The organism is Pseudoalteromonas sp. BMB (genome assembly GCF_001709235.1).
Taxonomy (GTDB): Bacteria; Pseudomonadota; Gammaproteobacteria; order Enterobacterales; family Alteromonadaceae; genus Pseudoalteromonas; species Pseudoalteromonas maricaloris.
The window spans coordinates 1-18212 of the sequence record NZ_MBQA01000183.1 but is presented as its reverse complement, the minus strand read 5'-3'; the positions used below and the strand labels follow the sequence as shown (position 1 = coordinate 18212).

General features: G+C 43.1%; 13 protein-coding genes. 2 read left to right on the top strand and 11 right to left on the bottom strand.

The window, feature by feature from the left end; genetic code table 11:
* Positions 1-202: 202 nt before the first annotated feature.
* The 3 genes from BB427_RS16565 to BB427_RS16555 all read right to left on the bottom strand — a co-directional run bounded on the left by BB427_RS16565 (position 203) and on the right by BB427_RS16555 (position 2616).
* The gene (locus tag BB427_RS16565) at positions 203-1342 is read right to left on the bottom strand and encodes a DUF1570 domain-containing protein (RefSeq protein WP_069021987.1); all 1140 of its coding nucleotides are present in this window, start codon (positions 1340-1342) and stop codon (positions 203-205) included.
* Positions 1343-1468: 126 nt separating this feature from the next.
* Positions 1469-1822, bottom strand: a complete 354-nt coding sequence (locus BB427_RS16560) for a hypothetical protein (RefSeq protein WP_069021984.1) — start codon at positions 1820-1822, stop codon at positions 1469-1471.
* A 479-nt stretch (positions 1823-2301) separates the two neighbouring features.
* Positions 2302-2616, bottom strand: a complete 315-nt coding sequence (locus tag BB427_RS16555; protein WP_069021981.1) for a hypothetical protein — start codon at positions 2614-2616, stop codon at positions 2302-2304.
* 195 nt (positions 2617-2811) lie between these two features.
* Here BB427_RS16555 and BB427_RS24520 point away from each other — a divergent pair, with 195 nt between their 5' ends.
* Positions 2812-2979, top strand: a complete 168-nt coding sequence (locus BB427_RS24520) for a hypothetical protein (protein ID WP_175401297.1) — start codon at positions 2812-2814, stop codon at positions 2977-2979.
* Positions 2980-3367: 388 nt separating this feature from the next.
* Here BB427_RS24520 and BB427_RS16550 read toward each other — a convergent pair whose 3' ends face one another.
* Positions 3368-6361, bottom strand: a complete 2994-nt coding sequence (locus BB427_RS16550) for a DEAD/DEAH box helicase family protein (RefSeq protein ID WP_069021978.1) — start codon at positions 6359-6361, stop codon at positions 3368-3370.
* A gap of 4 nt (positions 6362-6365) precedes the next feature.
* Positions 6366-6968, bottom strand: coding sequence for a class I SAM-dependent methyltransferase (locus tag BB427_RS16545; RefSeq protein ID WP_069021976.1), 603 nt, complete (start codon positions 6966-6968; stop codon positions 6366-6368).
* Between the two features lie 607 nt (positions 6969-7575).
* Between BB427_RS16545 and dgt the strand changes: the two genes are divergently transcribed.
* Positions 7576-9099: a dGTPase gene (dgt, locus tag BB427_RS16540; RefSeq protein WP_069021973.1), complete on the top strand. Its 1524-nt coding sequence runs from the start codon at positions 7576-7578 to the stop codon at positions 9097-9099.
* Positions 9100-9460: 361 nt separating this feature from the next.
* On the opposite strand, the gene BB427_RS16535 is transcribed toward dgt, so the two are convergent.
* The 6 genes from BB427_RS16535 to BB427_RS16510 all read right to left on the bottom strand — a co-directional run.
* Positions 9461-11842: a TonB-dependent receptor domain-containing protein gene (locus tag BB427_RS16535; RefSeq protein ID WP_069021971.1), complete on the bottom strand. Its 2382-nt coding sequence runs from the start codon at positions 11840-11842 to the stop codon at positions 9461-9463.
* Positions 11843-12308: 466 nt separating this feature from the next.
* A complete protein-coding gene (locus tag BB427_RS16530) occupies positions 12309-14054 on the bottom strand; it encodes a methyl-accepting chemotaxis protein (RefSeq protein WP_069021969.1) in 1746 nt (581 codons plus the stop codon).
* A gap of 394 nt (positions 14055-14448) precedes the next feature.
* Positions 14449-15825, bottom strand: coding sequence for a glycerophosphodiester phosphodiesterase family protein (locus tag BB427_RS16525; RefSeq protein WP_069021967.1), 1377 nt, complete (start codon positions 15823-15825; stop codon positions 14449-14451).
* A 126-nt stretch (positions 15826-15951) separates the two neighbouring features.
* Positions 15952-16347 (bottom strand): hypothetical protein, encoded by a 396-nt coding sequence (locus BB427_RS16520; protein ID WP_069021965.1) that lies wholly within the window; start codon positions 16345-16347, stop codon positions 15952-15954.
* A 70-nt stretch (positions 16348-16417) separates the two neighbouring features.
* Positions 16418-16924: a hypothetical protein gene (locus BB427_RS16515; protein ID WP_069021963.1), complete on the bottom strand. Its 507-nt coding sequence runs from the start codon at positions 16922-16924 to the stop codon at positions 16418-16420.
* Between the two features lies 1 nt (position 16925).
* On the bottom strand, positions 16926-18212 hold a 1287-nt coding region (locus tag BB427_RS16510), incomplete at its 5' end, for a hypothetical protein (protein ID WP_217492914.1).

The window sequence follows — 18212 nt, the reverse complement described above, 5'->3', positions numbered from 1 at the left end:
GGTAGGTAGGAGCCGCTTTATGCGGGGTTCTCTACATAAAACATCGCGGAATAAATCCGCTCCAGCCACACTAGCCCCTCTGGTGGGAGCCGCTTTACGCGGCGATCTCTACATAAAACATTGCGGAATAAACCCGCTCCAGCCACACTAGCCCCTCTGGTGGGAGCCGCTTTACGCGGCGATCTTTGCGTCAAGCTCAGGATCACAATCTTTGCGGTTCTACTGGGCTTTGTATAAAACTGGCGAATCTATCAACTATGTTTGGATAATGCGCACGTAACAGAGCTTGTGACTCTCGGTTACTCAAAGCACGACATCGCTCAGTTTGCTCTTGCAGCATCAACTTTTTCAAACTCAGTCTCCCAGTCGTGGTAGACATCAAAAAATGGATGGCCGCCCAACTACTTTTATACATCAGCTCAGAGTTGTAATACTTCCACTTGGATTCTGCATTGATAAGCTCATAAGGCGATAACACTCGCCCTGTAATATAACCGCGATGTAATCTAGCTTGATTTGGTGCAACAGTGCCAACCTGCATCGTCACTTTTACGGTTTGAAAATAGCCTGCAAGTCCCTCATTTAACCAACGCGGCGTATATCCAATCACAGCCTGATTAATAGCGTGCACCGCTTCATGAACAGCGGTTTGCATCGTCGCATGATGATTTCTCTGCTCGACCAAAGCAAGGTTGTATCTACCCAAGTAGAGACCGACACTTCCCTCTGGATTGCCACCATAGGATTTAACCACTCGCTCATATTCGCGCCGATTAGGTAGCACCTTGATCCTGAGCGTCACCTTTTGCATCGCATCCAAACCAACAATACTGGTATACCCTCTAAATACGGCATTCAGTTTAGCGCTCAAGGTGTTTTTAAACTTTTCCGTGATATTTGGACCGGAAATATTGAGGTCGAAAAAATCAAGAGCACGATTACGCTCTGGCTGATAATGCTTAGCCGCAGAACTCGGCTTTTTATCCGAGTAATTCGTAATGCCTCTTTCATCAACCCAAGTGTATATCCCATTCTCAACTCGGTATTTGATTCCCTCAGCTTGCTGAGAAACACAGCGACCAAACTGTCTTAAACTCGTTTGATGGTCATAGGTATCCCCGTTTGGTGACTGAATTGAACTTGGTTGTTTGAACTTTTGCTCTGAAACCACAGGCGCATTATTTAATTCGGTTTTTTGGTTTCTTAGCATATTGGTTATCTGAGGCTGTATCTGAGTAAACCAAAACTCACGGCCATCAAAAAAGAGAAACAACAACACAGAAAACACAACTAAACAGGCCTTAAAAATAGCCTCCTTCCACTCGCTCCAAGCGCCCTTCATTCCTTGACCCTCAATCCTATTTTTTATTGAAATATCGTGATAGTGAGAATAACCAAGCTAAACTTCCGCAGTTAGAAACCGCTTTACGCGACGATCTCTTGCACTCCATTACAGAGAACCAATCCCTCACACAACCTTTCGACGCTGCCAAACCCAGCAAAGCGCCAAAGCAAATACACCGCTTGCATAGGTCACATACAAAGGCACTGAGGTGTCGGCATCCTCAGCATACATAAACACACTCGACATCACCCAAGCTGCAACTGCACCAATCAACAGCCATACCGCCGCAGAATACAACTTATACACCGGCGCACTTATATAACCCGACAGCACCACACAAGCCGCTGCAACACCGCCTATCACCGGCTTCTTCCACCAGCCCGCATACTCCGCCAACATCCCGGCCAAGGTTGCTGACACGACAAAAGTCACGATGACGATCATAATAGACAGTAAAAATTTAAGGGCTTGGTTCATACTCTACCTTTCTAATTTGGTTCGCTAGGTAACTTGGAGACTAGACAATAATAAGGTAACTGACACAATGTATGAAATAAATACGGTGATGGTGGAAAGACACAAAACTTTTATATGTTCGAAACTACTGTCTACAAAAGCTGCGATTAATTCAACCTCTCTATCTGTAAAAGTGTCAGGCTCTCGCCATTTCTTATATTAGGTTAATTCTCCTATTCCCACACTTTTGGCAAAAAACTGGTTTGTTAATCTATTCTCTAAGATAAACTTCGGTCTAGCCAGTTAAATCTGTGCTCCCATAGAATGGAAGTTCTAATCGAAGTGTGGAATGTACGCAAAGTCTAAATCGCATACAGGAACAAGCAAGCGGTGAGAAAGGTAGCTCTACGAGGTACTAATAAAATTGCAATAATAAAGGCCGCAAATGCGACCAAATACTTACTAAAGTGCGATCGGAGGACACTGTCACCGACAGGCTGTTAGTTGTTCACGCAAGTGACGGTTTCAAGCAGTTCATAACACTGATTTTTTGAACCGCTGTCTTTTTGAACCCACTTGGTGCCACCGTCATAACGTGCAAAAGTAGACTCATCTTCACCACATTTAGTGGTAAAACGAACCGCATCATCAAACCCGTTGATATGGCAATAACCATACGCATTGTATGCACTTGCCCATACATCTAGCTTTACCGTGCTATTTGCATACACGCTTACATCGTGTAATACCACTTCAGCAGCCACAGAAGAAAACGCACACGTGCTCAACGCCGCAGCAATAATCAGCTTTTTCATTTCATAATCCTTTTACTTATTTTTAGAATTTGGTTTGTGGGCAATTTGTTACCCACATTGATGATAAAATATTCTGATTTAAATTTTGCTGCATAAATATGAATAAAAAGTTACTTACATTTTCTGCTCACCGCCATTCTCGCTACTATTTTATGCACACTTTGCTATGCTGCTAATATATACAGGAGCATCTCTATGACGCAAAAAGGCCACTGGTTAACCAGCAAACAAACCCAAAAGTTACTAAAGATCAGTGGCTGCGAGCTGATGCATCGCCGTGAGCGCGGGCAGTTAAAATACCAAAAGCGCGGACGCGCCTATTACTATTATTTTGAACATGTCGACCCAGCTAAACTTTCTTGAATATAAAAAGCTTGTTAAAGCAATTAAGGTTGGCAAGCAACTACCTTTAGTAACGTATGTAAGCTTTCATAGTCTCAACAAGATCAGTTACATATGCGCCAATGACGATACTGGTTATAAAAACGGTAAAAGCAATCAATTTATTAAATGAAAATAAAGCCGCTTTTTTTACTGTGTTGTTGTGACGCTGAGCCATCCATTTGTTTGCGTGTCCTAGTTACTAAAGTTTTGAAATACAATCAAAGTTTTTATCGATAAATAAATTTACAATCCATCTACATAGAGCTCAAGCTGTAATCTATCATCCGTTATGTTGATAGAGAAACCTATCTGGTTGCTAATAAATACCAGCTCTTCTTTGACGCTGACAGCTCATACCTACCCTGCGCTAGTTCTCAGAGAGTCTCAACACCTCCCTCAACCGCGCAAACGTCACAAACTCATCGGTGGCTTTCATTACTGCATACTCAGGGTTTCTTGCCACAAGTAAGTAGGTTACTTCACCTTGCGCATCAATCTGTTTTCTTACATCTCGTAGTAAAAATTGTTCGTCGCCAGCTGTGTCAAAGCGCTCGATGGCGATAGTGGTATTGGTAATTGACCCTGCATTGCTTGATGTGATCCGTTCAAGTAATAACAAGTCCCCATCGACGATAGGGTGCTTCCCACCATTCATAGAATTGCCACTAGCATGAGCTAAGAAATGTTTTTCAGGGTCGACTTTTCCACACCCCGGAGGTGCAGGCACGAAGGACATTTCGCTACTGTCACCTGTTTTAAAGTGACCACAAGCAATTTGTAAGTTAGGAAAATATTGCAGCTGTACCACGTTCTCCACAACATCTGTGCTTTGAAGTTGGTTTGGTATCACACCATCTGTCACCGTCTGTGTACTTTCGGGTTCGGCTAGCCTGTCACGTTTGGTATGAAGATATCTAGCAAGGCGATAGCGGCTTAACTCCAATATACAATCGGTCAGTTGTTCAATATCTTGCGTTTTAACTTCAAGGTTTAGTTTGAACTGTGCTTCTTCAATGGATTGATTTGGTGCTTGTTCAATTGAAAACCAGTGGTGTGCTTTTCGCTTATGCACAGGCTTTTTTGCTTCCGTGAAAGCGTTAATCGGATTATCGAACCAATAATTGAACCAAGCTTTACTGCCTTTGCTTTTGCTTCTGTCCTTTTCTGATATGTCTAGCTTGCTTAGCTGAGGATAGTGCAAAAGTACATCATAGCTCTTATCTGCCAGTGCCCTTAACGTGGGAGGATAAGCTATACCATCGAGCTGAACAAAGGCTTCAAGCAAAATGGCTTTAAAGCATTTTGTCATGCTAGTCACTTCGACAGCCTCTTTTAAAAACACCTTGTAGGGCGCAAGCCACTCAGCTGAAATACTACTAACGCTCTTTGCTTTTACAACGAGTTCAAACCAACTTCCGTAGGGTTTTATTTTCTTAAACTCACCATACTCATGGAAAAACTCACAAGCATCAGGCGCATGACCTAACTGCTCTGTTAGATTTTGATAATCATCAAGAGCCGTGGTTCGCTGTTCTTTAGCGAGTTGCTGCCAAAAGTCAGTAATTTCTAGGTCGTAATTTACAAAACACCCTTCAGGTAGCTGAACTACTTGGTTGTCTTTACTGAATTTAGCAACTAAGTCTCTAGGCGAGTGTGTACCAAAAAGTGCATAAGGCTTGTTCAAAAAACTGTGGTGGTTACCAATAAAATCTAATACCACCAAATGCGTTTTCTGTTGATGGATTCTCAGTCCACGACCTAATTGCTGTAAGAATAAAACCTTTGATTCACTGGGCCTCAGCATCATCACAGTGTCGATACTGGGTAAGTCAGTGCCCTCATTAAACAGGTCAACACTAAAAATAATTTGTAGTTTTCCAGATGCTAAATGCGCGAGTGCTTCACTGCGTTTTATGCTTGACTTTCCATGTACTGAAGCCGCTTTAATTCCCGCTTTATTGAAGTAGTTTGCCATGTAGTCGGCGTGTGCGGTCGAAATACAAAATGCCAGCGTGCGTGTTTGCGCAAACTGTTTCCAGTGCTGTAAAGCATGCCTTGCTCTTTGCTCTGTGGCAAATTGGTTGTTTAGACTGGTTGGATCAAACTTGCCGTTACGCCAAGGAATTGCGGTATAGTCAACGCTTTCGTCCCAAATACCATAATAGTGAAACGGCACGAGCGTTTTGGCGTCAATCCCCTGCACCATATTCCGCTCATAGACGAGGTTGTTGTCACACAGACTTAAAATATCGGCTTGGTCAGTTCGCTCTGGTGTAGCTGTTAAACCAAGTAAGAATTGCGGCTCAAAATAAGACAGCAAATTTCGGTATAATTTACTACTCGCGTGGTGAAACTCATCAACAATAATGTAGTCAAAGTAATCTGCTGTAAACTGCCTCAAGCTCTCTGTTTTACCAATGCTCTGCACAGAGGCAAACAAAAAGTCGGCATCACTTTGTTTTTGCTTACCGGTATAAAACCCTGCGGTACAATCAATTAATCGCGTAAACGTCTTAGCCGCTTGCTTGAGAATTTCTTCTCTATGTGCCACAAATAGGACTTTTTTAGCGCCTACTTGTTGAACATCAAAAGCAGCAAGCCACGTTTTTCCCATTCCTGTCGCTAATACCACTAAGCCTCTTTTATAGCTTTGTGCTCTTGCGTTATTCAGTTTTTCTAAGGCTTCTTGCTGCTCAGGTCTAGGGCTAATCGGTTCAATATCTATATCAGCAACAACATTACTAACAGTTTTGAACTGTGGCTTCTTACGGCGTTCTTGATAGTGCTGTATCCATGGGTAGCTTAAACATGCGGTTTGAGGGTGAGTAAATAAACTGGCAAACGCAGCCTTAAACTGCAAAAATGTTGCCTTGTTATTACCACTCTGACTGGCTATAAAATCATGGCGAAAACACCACTCTAACCCTTGAGTTAGTGCCACTGCACTTATATTGTTTGAACCAATAAACGCACTCCCCTCATAAATTTGACCATCTTCACCTTTGGTTTTGGTGAAAATGTATGACTTCATATGGAAACTCTCATTTCCGCGAGTTTCATATACTCGTAGATCAGCCCCTAAAGTCTGTAGTGTCATCAATTCTTTAAGTGCGAACGGACAAGTAAAGTCTAGGTAATCCGACGTAAGTAGCTTTAAGGTAGTGCCGTTTGCTAGAGCGTCGTACAACGCATCAAAAAGTAAATCAAGACCAGATCGCTGAATAAATGAAACGGTAATTTCAACCTCATCAGCTTGTTCTATGGCATGGAGCAGTGCAGGTAACAAGGGGTCATCCCCCCCTACATAAAGTTGCTTATTGGTGCAAAGCGCAAGCTGTCTTCCTTGGTTATTGCTGCTCACCTGATTAATCCTTCCCAAGCAGAGCGTTTAACCAAAGCTCATTATCGCGGTTAGGTCTTCTATCTTCCGTCACCCATTGCTTAATGACGTTGAGATTTAGACATGCTGTGATAACTTTTGATAACCCGTCTTCATTAAGATCTGTAAACTTGCGGCCATTGTGCTCCCGTTCACCCGCACCATATTTGAACGAAACATACAACACACCATGAGGTTTAAGCGCGTCTTGTAACTTCACAAAAACATTAGACAGGTCTTTCTCTGCCACATGTAAAAGACTAGCGCAGGCCCAAATACCATCAAAAGCAGCGATATCTTGTATCTCTTCAAAGAATTGGTGTCTCACTGGTTGACCTAGTTGTGTAGCGGCAATCTTCACTAGCTTTTCGCACGCATCCATTGCGCTAACTTCATAGCCAAGTTGTTTGAACGCGACAGCGTCGCGGCCACTGCCACAACCAGCGTCTAAAATGTGAATATGACGTTTATCACGCTTTGGTAATTCAGGAAGAAACTCCTGATAAAGCGGTTGCATGTCCACATTGAGTGTTGAGTTTGCAAATTCATCTGCATTTTGGTTGTAATAAGCGAGCGTAATTTCGGACATCTTTTACCTAACATAACTTCATTTAGTGGCGCAGTGTAAATGACGAAAAGTATAATTTCCATGTCACCATTGAAACTCTGCTAACTCACATTTGCTGTCCGTTACCAATGTGATGCCACAGTATAGCTGATCTTACTAATCTAAATGGTTAGATAAACGCTCAAACACATAAAGATCCTGTTCGTGAGCGGTTACTTCATCCTTAACCGCTGTACATATTCATTTGAAATTAGATGTAAACGAATGCTAAGAGTATTAAACCCGAAAATCCGTAAGTTTTGTAGTGATTTGCGTCAAATTTCTAAGCCTTTGCCACCAAAGTGTTAGATATTTTTTGCCAGTCCGTTAAAACTAGGGTTAATTCAAACTGTTAAAAGTAACAAATATAGATGGGCTAGCCCATTACAACGTATTACAGCTATTTTTATCACTTTACTGGCTTAGTCGGTGTTTTGCCTGTTGTTAGTTCGGTGTAGAGATACTGCGCTACCTTACCTTATATGAAGGTTTGCTTGTAGGCTGGCTATGCGAGGTGTCGATTCGGTTTACAACTTTTCCACATTCACCTACATTGGAAATGTAGCTTGAGTCTCAACAGGAAAGTGGCATGCACTTCAAAAATAAAATAACAAACGAGCGTTCTTACAATACCGGTGGCAGTGAGGCGAGTAGCCTTGAGAGCGACCGTGGGCGTATTATCAACAGTGCTGCGCTTAGACGACTGCAACAAAAAACCCAAGTGTTTCCGCTTGAGCGTAATGCGGCGGTGCGTTCGCGCTTAACGCACTCGCTTGAGGTGCAACAAAACGGCCGTTACATTGCTAAAAAAATTGTTGATGCGCTGGTGCAGCAAGGTAGACAAGATTTGCTGCAATATGAAGATAAAAACGGCCAGCAAGTGGATTTGTCTGAGTGTTTGGTCACCTTGTCTGAAATGGCCTGTTTGATGCACGATATTGGTAACCCTGCATTTGGTCACTTTGGCGAGGCCGCTATCAATGATTGGTTTAAACGCTATTTGAACCAGCATCAACAGTTTGCAAAAAGTGCTCGGGCGGCGCTTAGGTATGGCTCAAAGGAGAGCAAGGCGTCTGATCTGGCGGTGCTGAATCAAGAAATGGAGTTACTGCTCGATATTTGTAGTTTTGAGGGTAACGCCCAAGCTATTCGCGTTATTCATACGCTTTCTCGCCTTAATCTTACCTATTCACAGTGTGCCACTGTGATGAAATATACCCGCTGCGCAACCACACCTAAATCAACCGTAGCCATTGATAAATCTTATCTGCAAAAGAAAGCAGGATACTATTTTAGTGAAAGTGATTTTGTCAGTGAGCTGTGCGACAAATTGCAGATACAAGTGGGCAATCGCCACCCGGTGACTTATATCATGGAAGCGGCTGACGATATTGCTTATTGCCTTGCTGATATGGAAGACGCTGTAGAAAAAGGCATTATTAGCGTAGATGAGTTAACAGGCTGTTTAATAGAGGAATATCAAAATATCGCCGCTGGATTTGGGATCACCGACGACAAGCTGTTAGAGCTTATGAGTAAAAAGCTGCACTACGCTAATGACAAAGCCAGCAAGCATATGGCGAATTTTGATAATGAATTTTTTATTTGGCTCCGCGTGGGGTTGTTGCACCCGCTTGCAGAACATGCAAAAACGCGTTTTATCGATAATATTGATGCAATCTACGAAGGGAGTTTTAACGCTTCGTTACTGGAAGATAATAGCCACCTTCACGCTATTGTAAAGTCGTTGAAAACAGTGGCGGCCAACAAGGTATTCTCGAATAAAGAAGTCGAGCAGTTGGAGCTTCAAGGTTATAAGATCACCTGCAGCATATTGAATGAATATCAGCGAGTGCTTGATTTACACGCCGACGAGTTTAACGCAGCATTAAATGGCGAACATGACTTTGCGATAGAGTCGCGATTGATTAATCGAATTTCCAAAAAGTATGTTGCGGTATACCGCGAAACGGTCGCGAAGCTTAGTGAGGCTGAGCAAGCCGAGCCGATTTTTGAGTTTTATTACCGTTGCCGTCTTATTCAGGATTTTATTAGCGGTATGACTGATCAGTTTGCTTATGATACCTATCGTGCCTTGACCGCATTGGATTGAGGTTAATGGTTGAGAGAGTGAGCGCGCGATTTTGTTGAAAATCTCGCCGCATAAAGCGGTTCCTACACATGGTAGTAAGCGGATTTATTCTGCTAAAACAGATGTCTGTCGCGGCGTAAAGCCGGCGCTACGAGTGAGGTAAAAAAGGTAGAGAAATGATCGCCGCGTGAAGCGGCTCCTACACATGGTAGTAAGCGGATTTATTCAGTTAAAATAGGTGCCTGTCGCGGCGTAAAGCCGCTGCTACGAGTGAGGTAAAAGGTAGAGAAATGATCGCCGCGTCCTAAGCCGGTGGCAATAAAAAGAGGTGCAAATTGCACCTCCTTTGAGTTTTGCAATCTAGTAGTACTTTACATGGATATTAAAACGTCACGTTTACACCAAACCAAATATTGCGGGCTTTGTCTTTTACGTTGTAGTCGTCGCTAAATACGACTTCACTTACCACACCACGGCCGCTTAGGTATTCGTATTTACCATCGCCGTTTAAGTCGTTGTAATCTGTGCTATAAGACGTAAAGTCTTCATCTAATAAGTTATTGATACGCGCAAACACAGTAACATTGTCGTTAAAGGTGTATTTAGCACCTAAGTGCAGTAGGTTGTAGTTTTTGTAGTACATGGCTTTGTCTAGGTTGTTGTCCCAACCACGGTAACGATCAGAGCGCATTTCAGCATTTAGCGTTAGTGAAAACTCGTCTGTTACTTGCCAGTTTACCGTGGCATTTGCCATGTGCTCAGCGGTATTGGTTAGTGGTTGACCTTCTTGAGGGCCACTCTTTTGCTCGCTGTCAGTCCAGGTGTAGTTTGCGTAAAGTGAAATTGTATCGGTGAACTGGTAACGGCCTGCAAGCTCAATACCTTGGATCTCAACTTTGTCGATATTGATTTTTTGGCTATAAGTATCGTAACCAAGCTCGTCGTATACACCCAAATTCACGCATGGCTTTGCACCATTGGTTGCAGAGCAGCTCTTGATGGTGTCACCACGGGCGATTTTATCGTCAAACTCCGTTGAGAAGTAAGTGATATTAAAATTGTGGTTCTCTGTTGGGTGCGTCCAATACAATGCAACTTCGTTGTTTACACTGGTTTCTGGTTCAAGATCTGGGTTACCTGCAAACGGTGACGTACCTTGACCACCAAAGCCGGTGATACCGTTGTATAAGTCAGTCGTTTGTGGCGTTTTATAACCCGTGCTGATCCCTCCTTTTACTGTCCAATCGTCAGACAGCTCGTATACACCGTATAGACGCGGAGAAAGTTGGCTACCAAATACATCGTGGTTATCGTGACGGACACCTACAGTAACTGTTAGCGGATCGCTCAGGCTCCAGTTATCTTCTACAAATAGCGAGTACATTTGGTGTTCCTGAACGCCTTGATCAACGCCAGACTCCATACCAAATACGCCATCTTGCAATTCACCGTCAACCCACTGGCCGCCCACAACAAACACGTGATCGCCAAGTAAATCGTCAACAGGAATATCCACTCGCGCGTCTAACGTATATTGGTTGCTGTTCAGTGTACGCTTTGGACGTGGTAAGAATGTGCTTTCAGCAAGCGCTTTACGTTCTGCTTCTTCCATATCGGCATATTTACCACTGCCATCATACATGGCTTGTAGTAGTTTACGCTCTGCAACAGAAAGCGGCATAGTACGGCCATTGTTATCGGTATCAACAAACGCCAATGACACAAAGGTTTCAATATCACCAAACGTACCTTGATGCGTTAGTGACCACCAGCTTCGGTCAAATTCTTGATCCGCCGCATAACCTGCGCGTGGATTTACTACACCGCGACGGTCTTGCCAGATTGATTCGATGTTGTCTTTGGTGCCAAGCGGATAGGTAATTTTGCCCGACTCAACGTCGTAGTTTGGTGTATTATCGTACTCTTGATTTGAGATATCGTAGTCAAAAGTAACAGTGTGGTTGTCGTTTGGCGTAAATACAAACGTCGCACCAAGTTGCGTATTAGTGTTATCAACCGTTCTACCACCACTACCAAAACCAAGTTCACGATGATGCTGCTCACCATTTGGATCGATTGCAGGTGAAAACTCAGGGTTTGAAGCTTGACGCTCATAAATGCTACCGCGAGCAGAAAAGTTGAGTAAACCTTTAACCAAAGGTCCATAGATACTGAAGTCAGTGGTAATGTCATCACCAAACTGGTCGTTTGTTTGTAGGCTTCGGCCAAAATCGATGCTGCCAGTCCATTCATCTACTGACTTTTTAGTAATAATGTTGATTACGCCGCCCATCGCATCTGCGCCGTAAAGTGTAGAAGCTGGCCCCCTAATGACTTCAATTCGCTCAATGGCACTTTTAGGTGGAATATGGTTAAACGCGTTACCACCAAAGTTATTTGGGTAGATATCACCGTGGTTGTTTTGACGCTTACCGTCGATAAGAAGCAGCGTATATTCACCTGTTAAACCGCGCATACTCACGCTGCCTTGCCCGGTTTTATCTCGAGTTGTGCCAATGTCCACGCCTTCTTGGTACTTCACGGCATCAAGCAAAGTCGTATAGGACTGAGCTTGAATGTCTTCAGCTGTGATCACTGAAATACTCGCTGGTGCTTCTGGTATTTTTTGCTCAAAGCCGGTCGCAGTTACCACGATGCGCTCCATGTCCGGCTGCGCTTTTACCGAATCAGCAAAAGCAACTGGACTAAGGGCAGAAAGCACCAGAGCAGAAAGTACACCACGTTTAAAAGGCGTGTTTGTCATTGTTAATATCCCAAAATTTATTGCGTTAAAGTAAATTTTGGCGCGTACTCTAAATGGAAACTGAACAAAAGTCAAAAATATTGATAATTAATCTCATTTGCATTTTTGATTTAGATCATATTTAAGGGACGTTGTAGGTTTATTGATTTTTCTTGGTCTTGCTCATGGAGAGATCGCCGCGTAAAGCGGCGGTCATTAGAGATAGAAGTGCGGGTAAACCCACACCTACCAAATCCCCCCCTTGGTAGGAGCTGCTTTATGCAGCGATAATTAGAGATAAAATCGTGGAGTAAATCCGCACCTACAACATACTCTACCCCTTGGTAGGAGCCGCTTTACGCGGCGATAATTAAAGACAAAATCGCGGAGTAAATCCGCTCCTACAACATACTCTACCCCTTGGTAGGAGCCGCTTTACGCGGCGATCAGTAAAGAAGAGACCACCGCGTAAAGCGCTTGCTACAAGCTAAACAGTAAACTCCCTCGCATTGTCGTTGAGGCGATGGCTGGTTTGCTCTAACTGCTCAACAATGGCCATAAACTCATTCATCCGCTTAATCGCTTCTTTAGAAATATCACTCAAACCATTGATATTAGTGTTAATGTCTTCTGTCACCGATAACTGTTCCTGTGAGGCAGTGGCGACACCTTGAGTCAAGTCTTTGATTTTGCTCACCGCTTCAAAGATACTGTCGAGCACTTCGGAAGATACCATCACCTGCTCTTCCGTCGCTTGCACTTGGTGCTGGCTTTGCTGAATGGCGGTATTCGCACTCCCCGCTTTGGTTTGTAGCTGGTTGATAATATCTCGAATTTCTTCGGTGGATTTTTGGGTTCTTTGTGCAAGGGTCCTTACCTCATCTGCAACAACAGCAAAACCACGGCCTTGCTCTCCCGCCCTCGCCGCTTCGATGGCTGCATTTAATGCAAGCAGGTTAGTTTGTTCTGCAATAGCTTGGATAACGCTCACTACATTTGACACTTGGTCACTTTGCTCAGTCAACTCAGAGATAATATTCGCAGTTTCGTCAAAGCGCACTGACAAATCACTAAATTGCTGACTGGTTTGCGACATCACTTCCATCCCCCGCTGTGCTTCAAGTTCAACCTGATTGGCATAATCTGCGGTACTCACTGTACTGGACGTGACCTCATTGAGTGTTGCGGTCATTTCTTCCGCAGCCGTGGCGATGGTTTCGAGACGGGCATTTTGTTCTTCGCTTATCTCTTTATTACTGCGAATAAAATGCGCCACTTCTTTGGAAGATTGTGACATCGCGCCACCTGCTGAGCCGATATTCGTGACTGTATTTTTAAAGCTTTTGAGCATACGGTTTACGATATTGGCCACCGCTTTAATCTCTGTCGCGCCACTTTCGTCTACCGTTTTTCTAAGATCGTTTGAACTGCCAATCTCTTCAAAAGTTCTACCAAGTAACTCTATCGGTTTCACAATACGACGACGAACTAAATACACGCCGAATAAGCTGAAACATACGGTTATCACTAACATCACCATCGCCCACAAAACATAAGACTCTACAGCACTGTGGGCCTGTACAACATTTTGTTTGGTGCGGTTTTCAAGTTCAGTAAAAAACGATTCAACTGGCTTCATGATGTTGGCTTTATAGCGATGATAATCATCACTGTGGGTAAGCTTAACCGCTTTGTTCAAATCGGGCTCACCTTGGATGGTGTAATTACCGGCACTATCTTTAAACTTACCTTTTACTGCGTTCATGGCTTCGACTTCTAATGCAACAAGGCCATCGGAATTGGCTTGTGCCTCACTTAAGTAGTTGAGCTCCTTTCGGCTAAAGCCCGCCGCTTTCATGGCATCGAGTAATACTTCTCGCTGACCGTCTGGTTTTGGTTTCTCACCATAGTTAAGCACCAGATCCCAATAGATTTTATGGTAGCCTTCAGGCCTTGCCTTTTCACCATTACGAATAGCTAATACATCCATATACATCTTTTCGTATTTATCGTTGCCAGTTACCGCATAGGTTCTGCCCAATCGCGTTAAATCGTCTGAGCTTTGTCTTAATTCGTCGGCCAGTTGATAGGCTTTATAGCGGTTGTCAGCCATTTGTTCAAAATCAAGTAAGGCGTTGTACATGTTAACAACCAATAAGGTAACGATGACCACAAAAACAATAATGCCACCGAAGATAGTGGTCATGAGGATACGGATAGAGTTTAACTTCATGATTCTAGCCTTTATTGAAGCGTTCACAATAAAGACTAGTGCAGGGGTTGAGATTCTTCTAGCATAGAATTAGGAACAAACAGAGTTGACAAAGTAACAGTGAGAACCAAATCAAAAGATCGCGGGGTAAACCCGTTCCTACCATATACTCAAACTCTTGGTGGGAGCCGCTTTATGCGGCGATTATTAGAGAAAAGATCGCGGAGTAAATCCGCTCCTAGCATATACTCAAATCCTTGGTAGGCGCCGCTTTAGGCGGCGATCATTAAAGACAAGATCGCGGAGTAAATCCGCTCCTACCATATACTCAAATCCTTGGTAGGCGCCGCTTTATGCGGCGATCATTAGAGACAAGATCGCGGAGTAAATCCGCCCCTACCACAATAAACACCGCTTAAATACTGGCAGGCATACCCATGCAGCTCGCATAGTAAGTGGTCGTTGCTGGCCAATCAGAGAATACGCCGATTACGCCAACCTCTTTGGCCAATACATCTAGCACTTTAAAGGTATCACCATCGTTATCTATCATCGCCTCACCTGACAGACTGCCGTTGATGCTTTGATAGTACCAACCACCGCCGCTGGCTAGGTGACCAGAGCGCTCTAGTGTCCAAGTGATGATCCCAAGCCCTGCGGCTTTTGCAGCTTTGGCATAAGGTGAGGGTACGATTTCCCCTCCTTCTTCGGTTAATAACATCCACAGAGGTGGTGCGATAATTTTAACACCATCCGCAGCAAGCTCTTCCATCGTTGGCGACAATAGCTCTGGGTTATGCACGATTTGCTCTGCTGATACCATAGTTTCATTGTCTACTGCTTGCGCTTCGTATCTGTCGTCCAAATACACAGCCTGTGCGCCAAACTCTGGATTTTCTTTTATCCAATAGACGACATCGTCCCGATTAAATGACTGCGCCCAGACATTTTTTGGATCTACATTTGCAGCTTTATATTCGTCGATCATTTTTTGTGCGTAGGCTTCTTGTGTAAAACCGTCAAAAGGCATAGCGACAGACGGAGTCTTCAGCTCTGGCGTCATTTTCACGCCTAAACTTTTAAATAACTCAATGCTCTGGGCATGGGTCATTAAAGTGCCACGGCTAGCATATAAATCGGTGCGCCAATTTGCCGTGCCATCCATATATTCCTCTACGGTTGTCGCCATTGAGTTCGCGGCATCCATTTTACCTTTTAATGTCTTAAACTCAGCCAAAGTAATGTCGCTGGTACAACACATAGCTTGGGCTGCAATTCCATTTTCAGGATCGCCTGGTATAAATGGTGTTGTACATTTTTGGCCTAAATCCGTTGCTAAAATATTTGTTGTAGTGTGTAAATCACATTGTGAATGGCGACAAACCAGCTCTTTGTCTTTGGTAAAGGCAACGTCACACTCCAAAATCCCAGCACCCATTTTAGCCGCCGCAATATAAGATTCTTTAGTGTGTTCAGGAAACTGCATTGGCGCACCACGGTGTCCAATTGAAAAGTCTGTTTTATAAAAAGGTCCGTTAGCGCACTGCTCAAGCTTGGTTTTGAGTGCACTGTCTTCCATATCTTGAATCAAGAAATCAGGACGCGTGCCCACTTGCATGGCACTTGCGCTACCTGCAGGCACCTCCACAATTACCGGAACTTCAACGACTTTTATTTCAGTCTCCGTTGTGATCACCGGCTTTTCAACCTGTACAACCTCCACAGAATCATCATCACATGCACTCAGTAATAATGCAGCTACGATCGCAGAACAAACGCTTATCTTATTCATTGTAATACCATTATTATTTTAAAGAAGGCTTACGCTAGACGCTTTGCATTACGATTACGGGAACAAATAATGATTTTTTGGTTACATCTTTTTAACTAAATATAACTGTGTATCGTTACTGGTAAATCACTCTGATTGTGCAATTAAATTGTGTGCTGAGTTGAATTGTGCATTATGACGTTGTGTTAAATGTGACCGAGCAGAGTCCATGCTAGTACTCAACCCATGCGCACTATCAAATACCCCTTGCTGCCTTGAAGCCCATCTCGTCCCATCTGCCGAAAATTGAGCATTAGCATCGATCTGCTGATTACGATTATTCGCCGACATCATGCGGTCAACTGAAGCATCAACACACTGCATCGTAGTGTTAAGAGAGGTATTTAAGTCGGTTGCAAGTTGCCCATCAATTTTACGTGTTGTATCCGCAGTGAGTTTTTGCCCCATCGCTTCAATATAACGATTGCGGTTATTTTTCTCCGCTTCAGAGCGTTGGATACCCTGAACAATACTATTACCCAACGCATTGCCAAAGGCATCGGCTAGCCATTAAGGCTAGCCTGGTTAAGAATTGTTATTAAATTGCTACCTATTAAGAGTCCAAACTTGCTACTTCTGAAATTAATAACGTAAGAGCTAAACCTTGATCAATAATAGTTTCATCATACCTTATTCCATTCCAAGGATTATAAGCTAGAAGCTTAAATTTCAATAAACATTTTACTGCCCATGATAGTCTATTTTCAGAACCAATATTTCCGACTAGCCTTTCACCAACAAAAAAATCAGAGCCACTAAAACTCACCTTCAAAGTACCATCCAATAGATTGTTATACTCCTTTCCGACAACTACTTTATTCAATGTTGGTTCCAAACTTCTGAACCTTAAGATCCGTCCATAGAATGTCAAAATAGAAACAACATTATTTCCGTTAAAAATATAGTACCTATTGTCGTGAAAACTCTTAAACACTCTATAATCAGTATCGATATCTGGTATTAAAAATTCCCAAACCTTTCCTTTAAGAGGTTTCAGTTCAGGCAATACATCAGCGTCCAATTTTATATGATTATTCCAATTAAAATTAATAGTACGCAACTTAATACCTCACATCGTACCCAAGGGCAAAGTTGATCCCGAACAGTGTTCCTATCTTTACTTTAGTATTCGCAGAAATTCTAGGAGAAAAATGAGGCTGATTTACTACTGTCCTAGTCCCAAATTTATGCTCCACTCCAAACTTTCCTAATTGATAGCTTTTCTTATAGGATGAATCAAACTCATGAATTACATCTAAACTAGGCTCCCAATCATTATTGAAACCGAATCTCACTGAAGTATTTTCTTTCCCACCAAGCAGATCACTTTCAAAGCCTTTATATTTTGCACCTACAGCGAAAGGAATATCTGTGCCATAAAATGAAGATTTGACCTCGACTCCGTTATATTCACCGCTAAATGTCCACCTTCCATCTACATAATCCCCTTTAGGCATATTTTGATAAAAGTGATAAGCATTTTTTATGGCGTCATTACTACCCGTTAGTGAATTTGAAGCAAAATTTGCTCCGGTAGTGATCATTTGGGCACCTAGGCCAACCCTAGTTAAGCCACCAATAACGCTTTTTGAGGCTGCTAGACCATGTGAACCATGTATCATACTCCCCCTAAAAGCACCTTGCGCTAGTTTTAAAGCACCACCACCCATTAACCGCAATCCTGCATAGCCAAATCCAGTCAATGCTAATGGAGCAGCAACAATATCTATAACATCACTTTGCAACTCACTCGACCATTGACGTGTTTTGTTGTTCACAATTCCTTGCCACTGATTAGCTGTCATATGATTTGCATTGAAGCCTTTAGTATTGGCTATTCGATTGGCTGTAGCTGCTCTAACATTATGTATTCCTTCAGCCACACCATTTTTAAACGCAATGTCTGCACTTTGTTTTATTCCAAACATTTGTGAAGCGTGACGCATACCTAAGTCATAAGCAGGGCTACCAGCTAAGAATTGTGATACATCGTTCATTGAGGCGTCGTAACTAATGAAGCCATGCTCAGAGCCACTTGATAGATAGAAGCCTGTTGATTCATCTAAGGAGTTGATAGAGCCATGGCTAGGCAATGTGCCATCGTCAGATATTTCATTTAATGAAACTGCACCAACACTTGATTTAGCAATCGCTTGCGCTGCCGCAAATTTAGCTTCTTTTTCCGATTTACCTAAAGAAAGTTCTTTATTGTAAACTTCGTTACCGACCTGAGTAGCTTTATCAACATTGGCTTGTGTTTGCTTGCTCTGCATTCCACTCACAATCGAGTTACCAATCGCATTGCCAAAGGCATCAACCGCTACATCACCAAAGTTCCAGCTCGCTTG

What these genes read in the sequence shown, in the direction of transcription:
- BB427_RS16565 (WP_069021987.1), bottom strand. Translation starts at nt 1,342, where the DNA reads ATGAAGGGCGCTTGGAGCGAGTGGAAGGAGGCTATTTTTAAGGCCTGT.
- BB427_RS16525 (WP_069021967.1), bottom strand. Translation starts at nt 15,825, where the DNA reads ATGAATAAGATAAGCGTTTGTTCTGCGATCGTAGCTGCATTATTACTG.
- BB427_RS16545 (WP_069021976.1), bottom strand. Translation starts at nt 6,968, where the DNA reads ATGTCCGAAATTACGCTCGCTTATTACAACCAAAATGCAGATGAATTT.
- BB427_RS16535 (WP_069021971.1), bottom strand. Translation starts at nt 11,842, where the DNA reads ATGACAAACACGCCTTTTAAACGTGGTGTACTTTCTGCTCTGGTGCTT.
- BB427_RS24520 (WP_175401297.1), top strand. Translation starts at nt 2,812, where the DNA reads ATGACGCAAAAAGGCCACTGGTTAACCAGCAAACAAACCCAAAAGTTA.
- BB427_RS16560 (WP_069021984.1), bottom strand. Translation starts at nt 1,822, where the DNA reads ATGAACCAAGCCCTTAAATTTTTACTGTCTATTATGATCGTCATCGTG.
- BB427_RS16555 (WP_069021981.1), bottom strand. Translation starts at nt 2,616, where the DNA reads ATGAAAAAGCTGATTATTGCTGCGGCGTTGAGCACGTGTGCGTTTTCT.
- dgt (WP_069021973.1), top strand. Translation starts at nt 7,576, where the DNA reads ATGCACTTCAAAAATAAAATAACAAACGAGCGTTCTTACAATACCGGT.
- BB427_RS16530 (WP_069021969.1), bottom strand. Translation starts at nt 14,054, where the DNA reads ATGAAGTTAAACTCTATCCGTATCCTCATGACCACTATCTTCGGTGGC.